General features: G+C 37.1%; 14 protein-coding genes and 2 tRNA genes. 8 read left to right on the top strand and 8 right to left on the bottom strand.

Annotated elements, in window-relative coordinates:
- Nucleotides 1-9 precede the first annotated feature (9 nt).
- Nucleotides 10-630, bottom strand: coding sequence for a helix-turn-helix transcriptional regulator (locus AC4IF5_RS18270; protein ID WP_490737047.1), 621 nt, complete (start codon nucleotides 628-630; stop codon nucleotides 10-12).
- 194 nt (nucleotides 631-824) lie between these two features.
- On the opposite strand from AC4IF5_RS18270, the gene AC4IF5_RS18265 reads away from it, so the two are divergent.
- The 5 genes from AC4IF5_RS18265 (at nucleotide 825) to AC4IF5_RS18245 (ending at nucleotide 3,638) form a co-directional block, all read left to right on the top strand.
- Nucleotides 825-1,451 carry a superoxide dismutase gene (locus AC4IF5_RS18265; protein WP_490737045.1) on the top strand — a complete coding sequence of 209 codons (627 nt, stop codon included), beginning with the start codon at nucleotides 825-827 and terminating at the stop codon, nucleotides 1,449-1,451.
- Nucleotides 1,452-1,463: 12 nt separating this feature from the next.
- Nucleotides 1,464-1,964, top strand: coding sequence for a DUF2480 family protein (locus AC4IF5_RS18260; RefSeq protein ID WP_490737043.1), 501 nt, complete (start codon nucleotides 1,464-1,466; stop codon nucleotides 1,962-1,964).
- A gap of 6 nt (nucleotides 1,965-1,970) precedes the next feature.
- Complete coding sequence (locus AC4IF5_RS18255) at nucleotides 1,971-2,540, top strand: NADPH-dependent FMN reductase (RefSeq protein WP_490737041.1); 570 nt, start codon at nucleotides 1,971-1,973, stop codon at nucleotides 2,538-2,540.
- A 170-nt stretch (nucleotides 2,541-2,710) separates the two neighbouring features.
- Nucleotides 2,711-3,058, top strand: coding sequence for a 4Fe-4S dicluster domain-containing protein (locus tag AC4IF5_RS18250; protein WP_490737039.1), 348 nt, complete (start codon nucleotides 2,711-2,713; stop codon nucleotides 3,056-3,058).
- A 403-nt stretch (nucleotides 3,059-3,461) separates the two neighbouring features.
- Nucleotides 3,462-3,638, top strand: coding sequence for a hypothetical protein (locus AC4IF5_RS18245; protein ID WP_490737037.1), 177 nt, complete (start codon nucleotides 3,462-3,464; stop codon nucleotides 3,636-3,638).
- 122 nt (nucleotides 3,639-3,760) lie between these two features.
- Here the strand turns inward: AC4IF5_RS18245 and AC4IF5_RS18240 are convergent, their stop codons facing one another.
- Nucleotides 3,761-4,708, bottom strand: coding sequence for an NADP-dependent oxidoreductase (locus AC4IF5_RS18240; RefSeq protein WP_490737035.1), 948 nt, complete (start codon nucleotides 4,706-4,708; stop codon nucleotides 3,761-3,763).
- A 372-nt stretch (nucleotides 4,709-5,080) separates the two neighbouring features.
- Between AC4IF5_RS18240 and AC4IF5_RS18235 the strand changes: the two genes are divergently transcribed.
- Both AC4IF5_RS18235 and AC4IF5_RS18230 read left to right on the top strand, forming a co-directional pair.
- Nucleotides 5,081-5,836 carry a DUF6597 domain-containing transcriptional factor gene (locus AC4IF5_RS18235; protein WP_490737033.1) on the top strand — a complete coding sequence of 252 codons (756 nt, stop codon included), beginning with the start codon at nucleotides 5,081-5,083 and terminating at the stop codon, nucleotides 5,834-5,836.
- Between the two features lie 25 nt (nucleotides 5,837-5,861).
- Nucleotides 5,862-7,031, top strand: coding sequence for an FAD-dependent oxidoreductase (locus AC4IF5_RS18230; RefSeq protein ID WP_490737031.1), 1,170 nt, complete (start codon nucleotides 5,862-5,864; stop codon nucleotides 7,029-7,031).
- Nucleotides 7,032-7,123: 92 nt separating this feature from the next.
- On the opposite strand, the gene AC4IF5_RS18225 is transcribed toward AC4IF5_RS18230, so the two are convergent.
- From AC4IF5_RS18225 to AC4IF5_RS18210, 4 genes are all read right to left on the bottom strand, one after another.
- Nucleotides 7,124-10,171, bottom strand: coding sequence for a reprolysin-like metallopeptidase (locus AC4IF5_RS18225; protein ID WP_490737029.1), 3,048 nt, complete (start codon nucleotides 10,169-10,171; stop codon nucleotides 7,124-7,126).
- A gap of 898 nt (nucleotides 10,172-11,069) precedes the next feature.
- Nucleotides 11,070-14,093 (bottom strand): reprolysin-like metallopeptidase, encoded by a 3,024-nt coding sequence (locus AC4IF5_RS18220; RefSeq protein WP_490737027.1) that lies wholly within the window; start codon nucleotides 14,091-14,093, stop codon nucleotides 11,070-11,072.
- 811 nt (nucleotides 14,094-14,904) lie between these two features.
- Nucleotides 14,905-16,323 carry a tetratricopeptide repeat protein gene (locus AC4IF5_RS18215; RefSeq protein ID WP_490737025.1) on the bottom strand — a complete coding sequence of 473 codons (1,419 nt, stop codon included), beginning with the start codon at nucleotides 16,321-16,323 and terminating at the stop codon, nucleotides 14,905-14,907.
- A 147-nt stretch (nucleotides 16,324-16,470) separates the two neighbouring features.
- Entirely contained in the window at nucleotides 16,471-17,910 is a 1,440-nt protein-coding gene (locus tag AC4IF5_RS18210) for a tetratricopeptide repeat protein (RefSeq protein ID WP_490737023.1), read from the bottom strand.
- Nucleotides 17,911-18,196: 286 nt separating this feature from the next.
- Here AC4IF5_RS18210 and AC4IF5_RS18205 point away from each other — a divergent pair, with 286 nt between their 5' ends.
- Nucleotides 18,197-18,673, top strand: coding sequence for a GNAT family N-acetyltransferase (locus tag AC4IF5_RS18205; protein WP_490737021.1), 477 nt, complete (start codon nucleotides 18,197-18,199; stop codon nucleotides 18,671-18,673).
- Nucleotides 18,674-18,719: 46 nt separating this feature from the next.
- On the opposite strand, the gene AC4IF5_RS18200 is transcribed toward AC4IF5_RS18205, so the two are convergent.
- A tRNA-Lys gene (locus AC4IF5_RS18200) sits at nucleotides 18,720-18,792 on the bottom strand.
- A gap of 66 nt (nucleotides 18,793-18,858) precedes the next feature.
- Nucleotides 18,859-18,930, bottom strand: a tRNA-Lys gene (locus tag AC4IF5_RS18195).

Below are 18,930 nucleotides of genomic sequence, written 5' to 3'. Positions count from 1 at the left end.
TTTATTATATCATGAGCTGATCTTATAAACACAACGCTGCCCTCCAGAAATAATATGATCGATCCTTTCAACCGTATATTCTTTTCCTATTAAAGATTGAAAGTTCGACAGTTCGGCACGACAGAATCCCTGACATTCTGCTGCTGCTGCACATATCGGGCAATGATTTTCTATAAGAAAATATTCTTTTCCTTCTTTTTTCCATTCTGCCATATAGCCTTCTCTGCTTCGTGCTTCAGCAAGGGCGCTCAGACGCTGTTCCAGGGATCTTGTTTTGGAAAGAGCTTTTTCATAGCGTTCGTGCGTATTTTTCTCCCGGTCACTGATCAACAGATCCAGCGCGTTTTCACCTAAAAGGTTTTTAACCGATTTCAGCAGCTGAACCGTAACTTCCGCATGGGTATCCGGAAACTGGGCTAATCCTTTTTCAGTAAGCGCATAATAAGTCGACGGGCGGCCAACTCCCTCACTTTTCACATGAGGCTGTATCAGCCCTTCCTGAGCAAGGTTCAGCAAATGCTTTCTCGCACCCTCTTTGGTTATCGACAGTTCTTCAGAAATAAGAAGTGAAGTGGCTTCTCCCCTCATTTTTAAAAACATCAGGATACGATCTGCCGCCGGTTTCTTCATTTGACAATATTTAGGTTGTTTTATTTTTCAACAACAAAGATAGTCATTTTCTATAATCTCAAAAATAAAGGCTTAAATACATCATTTACAATAATTTCAATGTTAAGACCGTTTCATATATAAAACAACTAAAAAGTTGTTTTATTTAAATATATTATTACCTTTGTGATACATTAATCAAAAAAATAAATGCAATGAAACCATTTACACTACCACAGCTTTCTTATGCTTATGATGCTCTTGCTCCTTTTATAGATACAGAAACAATGACTATCCACCATCAGCGCCATCATCAGGCCTATGTGGACAATCTGAACGCCGCCTTAGCACAGACCAATGAGACCAGCCCTGATCTGGACTCCCTTCTACAAAGAATAAGTGAATATAGTCCGGCTGTAAGAAATAATGGCGGAGGTCACTATAATCATTCTTTATTCTGGGAGATCCTTTCTCCACAGCCCAAGTTAAATCCTGAAGGACAGCTTAATGATGCCATAACAGCAACTTTTGGAAGTCTTGAAGATCTCAAGGCGGAAATGAAGAAAACCGGTCTGGCTCAGTTCGGATCCGGATGGGTCTGGCTGTACGTAAAATTCAATGGCTCTCTTGCAGTAAGCTCCACACCTAACCAGGATAACCCTATGATGGATGTTCTTTCGACGAACAGAGGCTTCCCAATCCTTGGAATAGATGTGTGGGAACATGCCTATTATCTGAATTATCAGAATAAAAGAGCAGATTACCTGGATGCATTCTGGTCTGTACTGGACTGGTCTTCTGTTGAAGGAAAATATGAAAAAGTCCTTTCAAACCTAAGATAGTCCGCATACATTATGAATCAGAAAACTTTTATCAATAAAGCAAAAGCTTCGGGTATCATTGCTCTTGATCTTTTAGATTATAAGCCCACAACGGAGATTGTAGAACTTGATCTCAAAGATCATCTTTTTATGGGAATGATCGTCAAGGAAAAAGAGTTTAAAGAATCCATTGCTGCCGTAGACTTTTCCATCTATGAAGGAAAAGCGGTAGGAATAATCTGTTCTACAGATGCTATCATTCCGCCTTGGGCTTATATGCTGCTCATGGAAAAGCTTTCTCCTTATGCTGTCTATGCAGACCTGAACAATGCAAAACAAATTTTGCTTGACCTCTGGAAACGCCGTCTTATCTACGCAGATCTGAAACATTATAAGAATCAGAAAGTGGTGGTCAGGGCCAATTCGGATCATGATCCTGCTCTGTATTTACTGGCAGCCGGACTTCTGAAACCTTTGGTTAAAAGCCTTATGTATGGTGAAATAGGTCTGCCAAAAGTAATTTTCAAACAATAAACCAAAATGAAAGCAATCATATTTAACGGATCTCTGGAAAGAAGAACAGAGTCTACCTCCGGACTTATTTCGAGGTATTTTTCTGAACGGCTTGAAGCACTGGGAATTCAGACTGATATTTTTACCCTTGCCGATTCCGGAATTCCTCTATTCGATGTCACTCTTACCCAAACACCTGTGGCTGTGGAACGCATGACCCAAATGTTCCGGGATGCCGACCTTCATTTCTGGCTGGCCCCTCTCTATCATGGAAGTATCCCGGGAGTCATGAAGAATTGCCTGGACTGGCTTGAGGTAACGGCTAATGCCTATGAACCTTATCTTACAGACAAAACTGTAGGCTTAGTATGCTGGGCAGATGGTCTGCAGGCCATGCAGGGAATCAATACAATGGATGCCATTGCCAAGTCACTACGGGCATGGCCGCTTCCTTTCAGCGTTCCTATTCTGAAATCTTCTCTATTTGACGGTGAGAACAAAACAAAGATCTCAGACTTTTATTCCGTAAAACTCGACACACTTATCAGCATTGCAACGTCTAAAAAGATAGAAAAAACGACAATAAATCAATCATAATATAGCAGAACAGACATATTACTGATCATTGATGCCTGATTTGAAGACACAGTTTTGAACAGTTTATAATGCGCATAAACCACTGGTCTTTTTCAATTAAGTTTAGCAAGGATTTCAAAAGTTGAATAATGTTGAAGAAATCCCTTTTTCAAACACGATAAATAAATGATATGGCTATAAAAATAACTGATGACTGCATCAATTGTGGGGCCTGCGAGCCTGAATGTCCCAACTCGGCCATTTATGAGGGAGCCATCGACTGGCGCTGGCAGGACAAAACAAAATTATCAGGGAATGTAATCTTTCCTGATGGTACGGAAGCAGATGCCGGCGCTTTCAACCAGGCCGTCTCAGATGAGGTTTATTATATTGTATCCGGAAAATGTACCGAATGCAAAGGTTTTCATGAAGAGCCACAATGTAAGGCCGTATGCCCTGTAGACTGCTGCATCGATGATCCTGACCACCGGGAAACAGAGGATGTTCTGCTGAGCCGCCAGCAATTTCTGCATCACTGATTTTTTTAAATTTTGGATTTTAGATGATGAATTTTGGATCAGAGGATTATAAAAATTAATCAGACAACACTAATTTTAGCTTTATAATAAATTTCTACAATCAATAATATCTATAAATCTGCGGAATCTGTTAGATCTGCAAGCGTTTCTCTTTATTTTAAATTTCTATTTCTGATACCATTTAGTATCACTTCAGGCGGGTTAAAACCCGCCTGAATCATATGCTTTCTTTGACTTCAGCCAAAATCTATAGGATCTAAAAGCATTTTTTTAATCTTGCTGATTGGGCTGATTACGCAGATTTTTATTTTATCTGTTTCATTTAAAAAGCATCTTTTTCTCCAGATCTCATTTTATTGTAACAAATATGTGGTATGATCTACTAATTGATAAACAGCATACTATGAAAAATATATTTAACGACCTTAAAAAAATAAAAGCAAAAGATCTTATTCCGTTTTTAATAGAAAAATCCCAGAAAAGTCCAGCGTTTGGAATTATCGTCATAGCTCTTTCTGCCTTGTTTATATTCAATGCCGGGAAAAGTTTCGGAAAATTCCTGTACTATCTGATCAACTAGAACGGTTCTTTCTTTTTGCAAGCTCAGTGGTTATCAGGGAAATCAATAGTTTTTGCTTCTTCTCATCAGCATAAAAACGATTGACCTGCCTTTCCCTGAAAATGGTTTATCCGGTAGTTCATCTACAATTCCACAACTACTTTTCCAATGGTACGTCCTGTCTCTATCTGCAGATGTGCTTCCGCCATTTCATCAAACCCGAATACATGGGAAACATGTGGTTTTATAATTCCTTTTTCCAGCAGGAAAGCAATATTCCGCATATCCCGACCACTGGAATAAACAGCCATAAAGTAACAGGCATGCAAATGTTTTGCAGAAGCCACGTTTTCATCTTCCTGAGTATGGCCGGAAGGTAAGGCAACAATCGACCCGAAAGATTTCAGGACCTGAACTGATCTTTGAAAATTTTCTCCTCCAACAGTTTCCAGCACAAAATCGATATCATGAAGGACTTCTTCAAAGCGGACTGCCTTATAATCAATATGCAGATCCGCACCCAGTCCCAATACAAAATCCCGGTTGGACTCCGAAGAGGTTGCAATAACATAGGAATCAATATGCTTCGCTATCTGCACAGCAAAGTGCCCAACGCCACCTGCCGCCGCATGAATAAGCACTTTGTCTGTAGGCCTCAGCTTACCATAGCTGTCAAATGCCTGCCAGGCAGTAAGCGCCGCCAATGTACTTGCTGCTGCTTCAACATGAGTAATATTATAAGGTTTAATAGCCAGATGATCTGCCGGAACGGCTACATATTCCGCATAAGCTTTTCCATGTCCGGGAAAATTTACCATCCCAAAAACCTCATCTCCGATTTGAAACTGAATCACCTCATCTCCTTTCTCAACAATTACTCCCGACAGGTCCCAGCCCAGAATCAACGGATCATATTGTATCAATTCTTCAGCTAACGGAGCTTTCCGGCTTCGAACCTTGACATCCACAGGATTAATGCTGATTGCTTTTACCTTAACAAGAACTTCATTATTCTTTATCACCGGTTTTTCTATTTCTTTCAAAAGAAGATGTTCTGTTCCACCCAACTTTTCCAATATGATTACTTTCATAATCCATTTATCATATCACAAAAATAGACTGAAATATATCTTTAAAGCAGGTATATTTCAAGGATATTTGGGTATATTTTGGATACAATATTCTGCCGGACACAAACAATATGGTATTTTTCAAAACCGCCTTGTCTATTTCATTTGCACGGATGCACGAATGTTTTTTAATTTGTGTGTACCGAGAGACTGGTATCCTGTAATTTCAGATGCCGGATAAACCCTGCATCTGAATTTCCGTCAAAGGTGATAGGTTTCATCTACAGTCATTTGATTGGTATTTTTTAGTTAAGTCCGATTTACTAAATTATTTTCCGTAACTCAACCTTATTTTTGTAATTTAAATCCTAAAAAATACAGCGACTCATCACAATGGATAATGACTTTCAATATAATTTTATAGAACCTGATCAAAGCATTGCTGATTTCGTAGAAAACCTCGGAACGTTTCAGAACCTCTCAGATATGCCTAAGGAAGTAGTCATCATTCCTGACGGGCGGGTAGATCTGTTTTTTATGCAATCTCCTTCTGCTCCTTTTCAGGTTAGTCTCATCGGACTGGAAACCTATCCTGAGCAAAGAGAAATTCACTCCCACACCACCGCATTTGTTGTCAGCTTCAAGCCCATTGCTGTTGAGTATATTTTAAAAACCTCTATTGCGGATCTGTTAAATACAGGTAAAAACCTTTCTAACGGCTTTTGGGATATTAAAGCCGATGATCTGCAGGATTTTGAACTTTGCTGTATAAAAGCAACACAAAAAATAAAAGAGATGATACCCGGGGAAATAGATGAAAGAAAACGAAAACTTTTTAACCTCATTTATTCCTCAAAAGGCGAAATGAGCGTAAGGGAGCTTTCAAACAGTACAGGCTGGAGCAGCAGACAGATCAATCGCTACTTTACGAAGCAGCTGGGATTATCGTTAAAGGCCTATTCTACGATCCTTCGTTTCAGATCATCATTGGAACATATTGCACAAGGGAAGCTTTTTCCGGAACTCAACTATACGGATCAAAACCATTTCATCAAGGAGATCAAAAAATTTTCAGGGGTTGCTCCCAAAGAATTATCTAAAAACCAAAACGACCGATTTATACTATTATCAGTACTGAGAGGAAAGTAATTTTGTCCTGTAAAATTTAAATTAAATGCTGATAGACAATAAATCAATAGCCATCGTCGGTGGCGGTCCTGCGGGACTGACCCTGGCAAGACTTTTACAGCTGAAAAATGCAAATGCAAATGTAAAAGTATATGAAAGAGATGCAAATAGGTATGCCCGTGTTCAGGGATCTCCTCTCGATATGCATGAAGATTCCGGACTTGAAGCGATACGTCAGGCTGAACTGCTGGAAGAATTTAAGAAAAATTTCCGTCCCGGAGCAGATAAAACACTGATTGTGAATGAACAGGCAGAAATATTTTTCAGTGATCATGAAACCAAGCCGGATGAAGATTTCGGTTCGGAAGATTTTCGCCCTGAAATAGACCGTGGCCCGTTAAGAAGCATGCTGTTGAACTCCCTGCAGCCGGAAACAGTAATTTGGGACAGTCATTTTATATCTATGGAACGCCAACATGACGGCTGGCTGCTTCATTTCAAAAACGGAATGTCAGCCTACGCAGATCTCGTAATCGCTTCAGACGGCGCCAATTCTAAAGTACGCCCTTATCTGACAGATCAAAAACCTGTTTATTCCGGAGTTATCATGCTTGAAGGAAATACTTCAAAGGAAAAAGCTCCCCATATTAGTACAATGGCCAAAGGCGGTAAAATAATGGCTTTCGGAAATACTAAGAATATATTGCTCGGACAAAAGGGAAACGGTGACCTGGGTTTTTATGCAAGCTTTAAGGCTGATGAAAACTGGGCTGTAAACAGTGGTCTGGATCTTTCTGATCCGCAGCAGATACTGAAATGGTTCAAGCAAACCTATTCAGAATGGAGTAATGTCTGGTACGAATTATTTGAAAATACTGCAACTCCTTTTATTCCCCGTCCTATTTACTACATACCGCCAGAGCAATCCTGGGAACCGATGTCCAATCTAACATTAATAGGTGATGCAGCTCATGTAATGCCCCCATTTGCAGGAGAAGGGGCCAATATGGCCATGCTTGACGCTCTGGAATTAAGCCAATATTTAACAGGCAATGACTGCAATACTTTACAGGAGGCTATTTCACTATATGAGAATAGTATGCGACAACGAGCCGCAACCGCGACAAAGGAATCTCTTGAAAACGGAGAACTGATGCATTCTGAAACCTCATTAAAGAAAATGCTGGAATTTTTTAACGGACATTTAATGCCGTAATTCATAAAAAGGCTGTCCCCATATGGAGACAGCCACTTTAAAATTAATTTCGTATCTCCCTTAGATCCTGATCGGGAGATTTCATTTGTGTTTTATTTTTTGATCAGCTTGGTATTGTAAGTATCTTTCTCATCTTTGATAGTAACAACATATACTCCTTTCAACAATCGAGCAACATTAATTCTCTGCCCGTCAATCTTACCTTCCTGAACCAGTCTTCCGTCAGCGGAATAGATCTTGTAATCCGCTTTTCCTTTCAGATTTTTCACTTCTACAAAAGTATCGGCAGGGTTCGGATAGATCGATACTTCGGATGATCTTGCATCTTTTGTTTCGTTTACCGCTAAAGTGCTTGTAATTCTAACAGGCAGATCCATAACTCCACCACCACCGCTGGTAATCTCTCCACACGCATTCGTTAAAGCAGATGTATTATATTTTGATACAACCCGCATTCTTAATAGCTTATCTCCAGCATATGTTGTCGTAGGCACTGTAAAACTTTGTGCTCCAAAACTTATATTTCCTGGCGGAACACCTCCGGATACAGAAATTATTCTTTCCGATAGTTCAAAAACTCCATTTCTATTGTAGTCAATCCACACAGAAACATTTAAAGGAACATTACTATTACTAAATGCTTGTCTAACTACGGGAGTCAGATCATATGAGTTCCCCTGAACCAGATTGATAATCTGATTCGGATTTTCAGATACATCTTTATAAGATCTTAGTGAAGAATCATCATAAGCAATATTGGCAACAGTTACTCTTCTGATTGCTCCAACATAAGAAGTTCCTGTGTTTAGTATACAATAGTCAATTCCTGTTTTTAAACCTTTTGTTTTAAACGTATAATTATTTGAAAAATCTCCTGTAACAGAGTTGACAACAGCAGCAACCTGTACTTCATAGTTTGTTTCATCTTCAAGTCCCGTCAGAACTACAGAATTTGTCGGACTGGCAACATTTGTCCAGTTAGAAGCAGTTAATTTTCTGTAGTTGACAGAATAAGTAGCACCCGGTACACTATTCCAAGATACTCTGGCTGTTGTTTTGAAGACTTCTGTATCAATTGTAGAAACTCCTGTTGGTGCATCTGTCGTAGAAGTAGGTGCATCATCAACCGTAATTTGAGGAGAAACAGCATAGAAAACATTTCCAATGGCTGATATCCTCAATTTAATAGGTGCATTAATGGTACCTGGCATCTGAACAGTATAGCTCCCTGTATTTGGGGTAGAAGCAACAAGATCAGTCCAGGTAACACCATTATCAGAGGTGTAATCTATCTTTACATTTGGCGAATTATATGGCGCATTGTTTGTATTTGCCACTTCCCACTGAATAACGTTATTTGCATTTTTATACAGTTTTGAAGCTGTTGTCAAGCCATTAAATTTGAAAGGCCCATCTTCACCTACTGTGGTAAGTACTTCTTCAGAAGACAACATCGGTCTCTGTGCGTTTTCATCTCTGACTGTTACTGCATGGTTTAATACTCTTGGAATATAAGATACTGTTTCCCAATTTACTTTATCTGTCAGCTGTCCATCCATTACAGTCTGCAAACCAGGAAAATATCTTCTTCCACTGGCGGTCCCAAAATAGGATCTCGTCAGAGCTCCTTGTGTATTGTAGCCCCATCCGCTATCTCCTGAGATTGTAGCCAGGCTGGTTACACTATCATTCTGTTCCCATGTATATTTAATTGGATCTCCTTGTGCATCTGTTGCTGAAGCCTCAAGATAAAAAGCTGTTCCTTTAGGAATAGTATATGCAGGTGGCATAGTAATTACAGGCGGAGTATTCGTTGTAATTGCTTCTGAAGTACCACATGTTGGTTTACCTTCCAGGTTAGTTAAAATCTGATCTATAGATTTAAAATGGAAATAGGCATCAGAATTTGCCTGAACATTGTCACTTGTAATTCCGGCATATGCCATAATAGTTGTTCCCCCTCCAGGCTCTACATTCGCACCATAAGGTTCACTTTTATTTGAGAATGTATGATTACCTCCAAATTGATGTCCCATTTCATGGGCCACAAAATCTATATCAAAAGAATCTCCTACAGGATTATCACCATCATTGGGAGAAGTAAAGCCTGACCCTTTATAATCTTCCGGAAGGCCGTTCTGATCTACCGACATATCATTGCTACATACACATCCTATACATCCTGCCATGCCTCCTCCACCTGAAGCCCCGAAAAGATGCCCTACGTCAAAAGCACCATCACCTACAATGTTGTGAAGAGTATTCATAAGTTCGGGACTCCATAAAGCATCATCAACACCCTCTGCTGCATCTGAATATGGATCAGAAACAGAATCCAGATATATAATGTTGGGTAAATTCTGAACGATCAGCTGGATCCCGAAATCTTTTTCAAAAACTCCGTTTACACGGGTCATGGTATTATTCATCGCTGAAAGAACTACTCCTTTTTTTACATCATCTGTAGCATTTGCAGGGGTATTGGCTGCTGTTAAATGGTACTGGCTATATTCTCCGGTTACCGAAAGAGCCAGTCTGTAGGTTCTGAATTTTGTACTGGAAGGGCGGCTTGTAATTCCTACATTAGAAAGTTTTTTTTTACCGTTTGCTTCCAATGATTTTATATCCCTGAAATTCTTTTCTTCTGTAGTACATTCAAAACCATGCTCTCCGGAAGTTCTTTTCGTTTTATAGAAAACTCCATAGATTTGATTATCTGAAGAAATAGGCTCTATAAACTGAAATTTTCCATCTTTAATAATCATGGACTGCATTCCGGCAGGAGAGGTACTGAATCGGACATATTTAGAGGGATCATTCACTCCAACCCCAACATAAGATCCAAGCTCATACCTGTCTGCAAGGGATTTCTCTACTACAGGGTTGCTATATACGGCAAATTTTTCAATTTTCCCTTCTGCTGTAGGGAGAGAAACGATCACTGCCTGTGCTCCTTTTCCTGTTTCTACAGCATCTTTTAAAATATTCCTAAGTGATTGTAAGTCTAGCCTGTAAGAATACTGGACCTCCACTTCTTTTCTGATTTGAGACGTTCTTTGTGAGGCCGGCTCCCATCTCTGACCAAATACACTTGTCAATCCTATGACCAATGCACCCATCAATAATACTTTTCTCTTCATAGATTTTTTGTTTTATGTTTTTTTAATATGCCACAATTCAGAATGGTAAAAAAATAGATCCGCTTTAAGTTTCAATAGCAAATACTCAAACAAAGAGGATTTTAATAATCAATAAAATAAAAAACATACAATTTATTTAACTATATATCATTTTGAATTGCACTCACAAATCTATATTTTAAATTCAAAAAAGTAAAAAAATGCCCTACTACATTAATACAACACTTATATAAATAACTGAATATCAAATAAATAAAAAACAACATATTAAATCCCCACAAGCAATATCATTTTAGTTATCCGGAAAGATTTATATAAAAAAATGTTTTATAGCATTATTTCCATATGGAATTGTTCAAAGAAGATTTATCTACATTACAACGTATTGCTTTGAAAAAATTCAGCTAAAAATCCGGGATGAAAAAGACTACTTTAAACCCAACAACAGTGGTACTCAAAAAATGGAGTATCTTCATTACATCAACACCTATTCCTGTTAATTAATAAAAAAAGCTGTCTCTATTCTGAGACAGCCACTTTTTCCCTCTAAAAAAATAAATATTTTTTCTCTCCCTTAGATCCTGATACGGGAGATTCATTTGTGTTTTTTCGTTAGTTATTTATAATTTTTGAGCAGTAAAAAGTATTTAAGATTAATAGCTATACAACGGGTACCACCACACCAGAAAAAGCAATGATCTCAGAAATTTGTATAGAATTTCTGCTGTTACAAAGGTCTTTTCTTGTATTCTTGTATCATTTTGTAAACGAAATGATATTTTAAAACGTATTCAATAGAATCAGTGGGTGTAAACAGCTGCCTCAGATTTTTGAAACAGCTATTTTCCCAACTAAAAGCTGATGCTCCTTATCTCCTTTTTGGAGCTTCGTTTGAATTTTATTTTTTGATCAACTTGGTATTGTAGGTATTTTTATCATCTTTTATCGTAACGACATACATTCCTTTCAACAAAGAGGCAACATTAATTCTCTGCCCATCAATCTTACCTTCCTGAATCAATCTGCCGTCAGCAGAATAGATTTTATAATCTGCCTTTCCTTTCAGATTTTTCACTTCCACGAAGGTATCTGCAGGATTTGGATAGATGGATACTTCAGAGCTTATATTTTCTATTTCTCTTGCTGCAAGAGCGGTGTTGTCTGTAATTCTTACTGAGAAATCTTTAAACGATCCTATTGAAAGGCCTTGTATAACAGGGCTGCCACAAGGGCCACTGGCTGCATTGCCAAAAGTACTTGCCACTCTCATTCTCAAAATTTTATCTCCTGAATAGGCATTAGCAGGCACTGTAAAGGTAGCTGTTCCTATATGAACTCTAAAGCCGGCTAACCCCGGATTATTGACAGGAACGGCACTTTTGGAAACAATTTTCTCTGAGGCTTCAAAAGTTCCATTTCTATTGTAATCTATCCAAACTTCAATCCAATCATTTAGATTCGCTTTATTACCAACATTTGCATATTGTAAAGTGTATTGATTTCCTCTGGTTAAATTAATTATTCTATCAGGATCCTCACTGTAATCCAAATATGTTTTTAAGGCATTGGCTACATTTCCTGAGGAGTATGATAAATTGGATAAACTCATCTGAAGAAGTCCGCTGATCAAATGATTGTCACTCAAAATAGATCCGCCGGTAGTCATTAAACAGTAATCAATTCCTGTTTTTAATCCTTTGGTCTTGAAAGTATAATTATTTGAAAAATCTCCTGTAACAGAATTTACCACAGCGGCAACCCGTACTTCATAATTTGTTTCATCTTCAAGAGAGGTTAACGATACGGAATTGGTAGTACTTGTAGTATTTGTCCAGTTCGTAGTTCCTTCTTTCCTGTAATTAATAGAATATGCGGCACCAGGTACACTGTTCCAGGATACTATTGCTGTTGTTTTAGTGATATCTTTCTCTGTTGCAGAGACTCCGGTCGGCGCAGCTGTAATAGAGGTAGGAGCAGATCCAACAGTAACTGCAGGAGAAATAGCAAAGAAAATATTACCTATTGCCGATATTCTCAGTTTAACACTTCCGCTTAAATTAGCCGGCATTTGTCCTGTATAGCTTCCTGTATTAGGGGTAGAAGCCACCAGGTCCGTCCATGTAACTCCGTTATCTGTGGTATAATCTATCTTAACATTTGCAGCATTGTAAGGCGCTGTACTGGTATTGGCCACTTCCCATTTGATGATATTAGAAGCATCATTATACAATACAGACGATGTAGAAAGTCCATTGAACTTAAAAGGGCCATCATCAGCTACAGTTACTGTTGTCTCAGCAGTGGAAAGCATAGGCAATTGTGGGTTTTCGTCTCTTGCTGTCACAGCATAGTTTAATACCCTTGGGATATAAGAAACGGTTTCCCACCCTGCTTTATCTGTAAGTATTCCGTTCATTATGGTTTCCAGTTTAGGAAAATATCTTCTCCCGCTTACCGTTCCTATATATGATCTGGCCAATGCGCCTTCTGAGTTGTACCCATCCCCACTATCTCCTGATATGGAGTTGTTACCACCAACACTGTCATACTGGTCCCAACTATAATTAATTGGGTCATTTTCAGCATCTGTTGCTGTTGCATCCAGGTAATAAGCTGTTCCTTTAGGAATTGTATATGCTGTAAGCGCACTTATTACAGGAGCGGTATTTGTAGCAATGTTCGTTTGAATCCCGCATCCAGGTTTACTTTCCAGATTATTAAGCACCTGACTTATGGATTTATAATGAAATCTAACATCAAAATCATTCTGTACAGGAGATATCGTTCTTCCGCCCGGGTAGCTCATTAATGTACTGCCTCCGCCAGGTTCTACATTGGCTCTAGCACCAGTAATAGCATCCTCAGACCAAGTTGAAAACGTATGGTTAGCCCCCAATTGATGTCCCATTTCATGAGCAACAATCAAGTCAAAACCATCACCTACCGGCTGAGCATTTTGAGAAAATGCAGAACCTTTTCCTAAAGAAGTATTATTTGAAGGATTATCACAAATTGAGCCAATAACACCGGCACTTCCATTATCACCTGCTGCATTAAACACATGCCCAATATCATAATTATTATTGCCCACTAAAGAAGTCAGTGTTTGCTGAAGCTGCAAATTCAGATTGTCTGTATAAGGATCAGTTGCCGCATTTGTATAAATAATTGCCGGAAAATCCTGTACTGTAAAGTGAGCTCCAAAATCTCTTTCAAAAATACCGTTTACCCGGGTTATTGTATTATTGATAGCAGTAAGAGCCCCAGCCACTGTTCCTCCATGAAACTGAGTATATTCACCAGTTACTGATATGGCCAGCCGAAAATCTCTATATCTTGTATTCGTTGGTCTGCGGGTAATGCCTACACCAGAAAGCATTTTTTTACCATGATCAGCTAACTTACTGATATCCTTAAAATTGTGTTCTCCTGTTTCACATGTAAAGCCATGTTCTCCTACCTCCTTTGTTTTATAGAAAACGCCATAGGTCTGCTTATCAGTAGTGATAGGCTCTATAAACTGAAATTTACCATCTTTGATAATCATCGACTGCATATCCGTAGGTGAAGTACTGAATCTCAAATATTTAGAAGGATCATCTACTCCAATCCCAACATAAGAGCCCAGCTGGTAACGGTCAACTAAAGACTTCTCCATAACAGGATTGCTGTATACTGCAAATTTTTCAATCTTCCCTTCTACCGTAGGAAGAGAAATTATAACAGGTTTTGCGTCTTTCCCTGTTTCCACAGCATCTTTCAGAAGATTTCTCAATGTCTGGAGATCGACCCTGTAAGAATACTGAACTTCAGTGTTTTTATTGATTTGAGATGTTCTTTGCGAAGCCGGTTCCCATCTCTGGCCATATACACTTATCATTCCTATAGCCAATGCACTCATCAATAATACTTTTTTCTTCATAGATTTTTTTGTTTTTATGTTTTTTTTGAGTGGACCCAATCAGGACATTTATAAAAAAATGAATATGCTTTAAGTTTTAATATTAAATACACAAACAAAAATCAGCTCAACAATCAATACAATAACAAATATGTCATTTATCTATCCATATCCTATTTTGAGTTCTTAACACAAATATATATTTTAAATTCAAAAAAGTAAAAAAATACCCTACTACATTAATACACCACCCACGCAATTATTTGAAAATCAATAATGTACAAAACCCGTTTTACAGATTATCTATCTGAACAGAAAAAAATAAATGCAGCCTGTAATGATATATTTTTATGAAAAGAATAGAAAAAATACAGAGAAACATATGGAGGAAAATGATACAAATATTTCAACATTACCAGATATATGTTGGTATACTTCCATTATTTGTACAAAAAGAGGCATCATATTCATGCAAAATCAAAAAACTGAATATCAATGAATTAAATACAAAAATACAAGATGTAGTATTCGTGTAGTAGAAATATTTTTTCTTATTTGGCTAAAAATTTTCAATTTTGAATGAGAGACCACTAAAAAATTCAAGTGGCGAAAAAAAAATATATTTCGAATACTGTCTGACATGAATCAGACAGTTTTTTTTGGAATTAATCCAGTCAACCAAAAAACTGATAAGTACATCATCTTCTATGGGAATATTGAGTCTTCGGAATGAAACTAATAAAAGAAGGAATATGTAAGAATGAATACAGAAATATGATACTTTTTTCCAAGTTCTATTATCTATGTTTTTCAGGTACGGTACTGATGATGATCATTTTATATTGTCAAAGAAAACATAAATATCCGTTTCTGCAGGGATATTCATTTTTTTCCTAATCCTGTACTTTTTCTGTTGAATCGTTCTGTGCTGAACAAGGGTATAATTAGCGATCTCCTTGGAGCTGAAATGTAGCTTCAGCATAGCACAGAAGGCCAGCTCAGAGTTTTCAAGACCTGGATTAATCGCTAAAAGCTTGTCAATATATCCCGGATATACTTCTTTAAAACGATCCAGAAACTCAGGATCATTTTTTCTGGCCAGTTCCATAATTTCCTCCTGCTTATTATCATTCATATGGGTTTTCAGATGTTCTGCCTCATTCTTAAGGATCATTTTTCTTTTTCTGAGCAGGCTGATAACCCTCCAGGCATATATCCCTAATAACGAAAGGCCGGCAAGCGAGAAAAGCACCACCCATTGTATATTGCTTTTATGCTTTTCCGTATCTTCCTGTGTTACCGCAATAAAAGATTCCATATCCTGATTGATCGTTGCCAGTAGAGATGTATTCATTTTATTTTTTGCTTCAGTATAAGCATTGAGGTAAAAATAGGCCTTTTCCTGATCTCCCATCTGATTGTACAAGTTCCTCAGATCATTGTAGATATATTTACTATACTGTGAAAAAATGCGTCTGGTTTTCTTATCGATCTCCAAAGCTTGCAAAAACTCTTTCTCTGCCTTCTCATATTCTCCATAGGTAAGGTAATACTCTCCCATGATCGTATGTATATTGAGGGCAATAGCATCATTTCTTTTTGCTAAAATCATTTTATTATAGGCCCTTGTAATATATTTATAGGCAGAGTCTTTATTTTTATGCATATATACATAATCACTTATGCCGCAATCAGCAATACCGGTACTATCAAATTTTCTCGCTTTATGAAAATATTCTAATGCATTTTTGTATTGGTTCTTCTGTATATAATATTCACCCTGCCTGATATAAATATTATAAAGAACTGTATTTTTTAGTCCGGAGCTTTTACTGTTTTGAATACTGCTTAAGGCTTTATTGTTATACTCAAATGCTTTATCCCTTCTTCTCAGTTCATTATTAAACCTTCCATAATTATTATAAAATATAGCCTTATGTATATTATTTTTTGAATGTTTCAGTATCTTTTCGGCATTATCAAAGAGAACTTTTGATTTCTGATAGTTCTCTAAGGATATATTGATCTGTGCCAGATTTATATAGCACAATGCCTTACCATCCTCATATCCTATTTCTTCCGCTTTTTTATAATATTTTTTATTGAGATCGACAAGAGAATCGTATTCTCCCAAAAGCCTGAACTTTTCATTTTGTGTCATTAAGGGAACGTCAAAACTTTTTTCATACTCTTCCTGAGAATGACATGAGATCAAGGTAATCAATAAAACAGCAAGAAAAATACGCATCATCTATATCCTCTATTTAAGCTAAATTCAGTATAAAGTAATAAAACATTATTTTTTATAAGAAACAAAAATTATATTTTTTTAATTATGATCTAAATTACTGATAATATTGGCACTATTGGTAACAAAACAAAAATCCGCTATACTATTTTATACTTTTATATTCTCAAAAAAATCATAGATATCCGTTTCTCCCGGAATATTGAGCCTTTTCCTGATCCTGTATTTTTTCTGTTGGACCGATCTGTGCTGTACAAAGGTATAGTCAGCAATTTCCTTGGATGAAAAACGTAGTTTCAGCATAGCGCAGAAAGTAAGCTCAGAGTTTTCAAGATCGGGATTGATCTTGAGAAGCTCACTTATGAAATCAGGATATAATTCTTTAAATTTCAGTAAAAAAGAAGAATCATTTTTTTTAGCAAGTTCAATAACTTCTTTCAGCTTTTTGGTGTGAACATAGCTTTTCAATTGATCCGTTTCTATTTTCAAATCTCTTTTCTTCAGCTTCAGCATATTGATCACCTTCCTTACATACACTCCTGAGATAGTGAGTACGGCAATTGATAAAGCTATAAATAGTGGCAGCTCACTTTTGTGCCAGTCAGATTCTTTTTTCATTTCCAGAATAAAGTCTTCCGTAGCCTTATTCATCGAAGCCAGCCGGGCAACATCGAGCTTCCCCTCCTCTTCCATATACCTTTTCAAATAGTAATATGCCTTACCTCCGTCATTCTTTTTTTTGTACAGCTCTGCCAAAGACTTATATACACCGTTTATATGGGTAGAATAGGTACGTCTTGTTTTTATATTGATCTCAAGGGCTTTTTTAAGATTTTTTTCAGCTTCATCGTTATTATCAACTTCATTATAATAATAACCCATTGTATAATATACCCAGAGAGACTCCACATCACTTGTCTTCTGACTGAACATTTTTTCATCCGCCCTGGCTATATAAATTCCGGCTGAATCCGGCTGATTGGTAAAAAGATAATACTGAGCCACCATACAATTGCTGTAAGCCGAATTTTCCAATTCGTTCCCTTTAAGGAAACACTTCAGAGAGGTTCCAAACCATCCTTTTTTTGCAAAATAAATTCCACGGTTGGTATAGAGCCTTGGCAGCAATTTTTCTTTAAGCTCAGATTTTTTTGCCCCTTTAATATGGTAAAACGCTTTATTATTGTAGACTATAGCCTTATCAGGTAACTCAAGATAAGAATAATACATACTATAGTCATTATAGAATAATGTTTTATGAAACGGATTTTCGGAACTTTCCAGATCTTTCCCGGCTTTATTGAAAAAGAACAACGCTTTTTCATAATTTCCTGCGGAAACATTTACATCGGCTAAATTGAGATAACACAGTCCTCTTCCTTCTTTATATCCCATTTTAGCCGCTTTTTTCAGATATTCCATATTAAAAGCAATAAGAGCTTCATATTCACCGGAAAGATGGAGTTCTGAGTTCCGGTTCAACAGAATAGTATCGAATTTTTCTCTATCCTTTTCGGTAGAATTCTGACCGCATGAAATCATCAACAGTAACAAACCTACACAAAATGAGCAGATCAAAGCTTTCATCATGATTTCCGAATATATTTTATTATTTTTAATATCATCAAATTTTGATTTGTTATAGTTTGATATAGATACATTATTACCTATACCTACCTAATCATATCCAAATAGACCATTTTAATAATCTCAGTCATAAATATACATAATTTAAGTAAAAATATATCTAATTCTTTCAAATATTAATATCATAAACCACGAATCACTTCTTAAATAGAAATAAATGTTCCAACAGATAAAAACCTGAACAATTGATTATATTTGAGAATTGAACCCTTACATCTGAAAACAGATCATGAATATCACCTATCGAAAACTTCTCCCGGAAGAAAGTAAAATGTACCGGAACATCCGCCTGGAAAGTCTTCAAAGATTTCCGGAAGCTTTTTCTGCAGACTACCAGGAAGCGCTGAACACCCAAAAACTAAGAATAGAAAGTGATATTGAAGATCAGACACAGGATAAGTTTGTCATGGGTGCATTTGCTGATCAGGAGCTTATCGGCATTTGTGTTTTTGTGAAAAATGAAAACAATGCGGGAAGTATCTACCAGATGTATGTAAAAAAAGAATTTCAGGGTAAAAATATAGGTTTACAGCTGATAAAAGCTGTCATTCATGAAGCTGATGAAAGATTTGGTGATCTTGAAATTGTTCTGGAAGTAGCTTCCGGAAATGATAAAGCCTATTTTCTGTATAAAAAAGCAGGATTTAAAGAAATTGGGAATAAAACGGAAGGAAACATCCATAGTTTTACTATGAAATATCCATGATAAAATAAAAAAGAATTACTGAAGTTCAGTAATTCCTTTTTTCTTGTGACCCGGCTGGGATTCGAACCCAGGACCCATACATTAAAAGTGTATTGCTCTACCAGCTGAGCTACCGAGTCGGCCACTTATTTTTAAGTAATTTTTTATTTAAAGAAAACGACTGAAACAGTACTTCTTTTCTCTTGTGACCCGGCTGGGATTCGAACCCAGGACCCATACATTAAAAGTGTATTGCTCTACCAGCTGAGCTACCGAGT

It is taken from the genome of Chryseobacterium sp. UF-290, from assembly GCF_058245615.1.
Note: the sequence above shows the minus strand (reverse complement) of the source record. Positions and strands in the feature narration are given on the sequence as shown.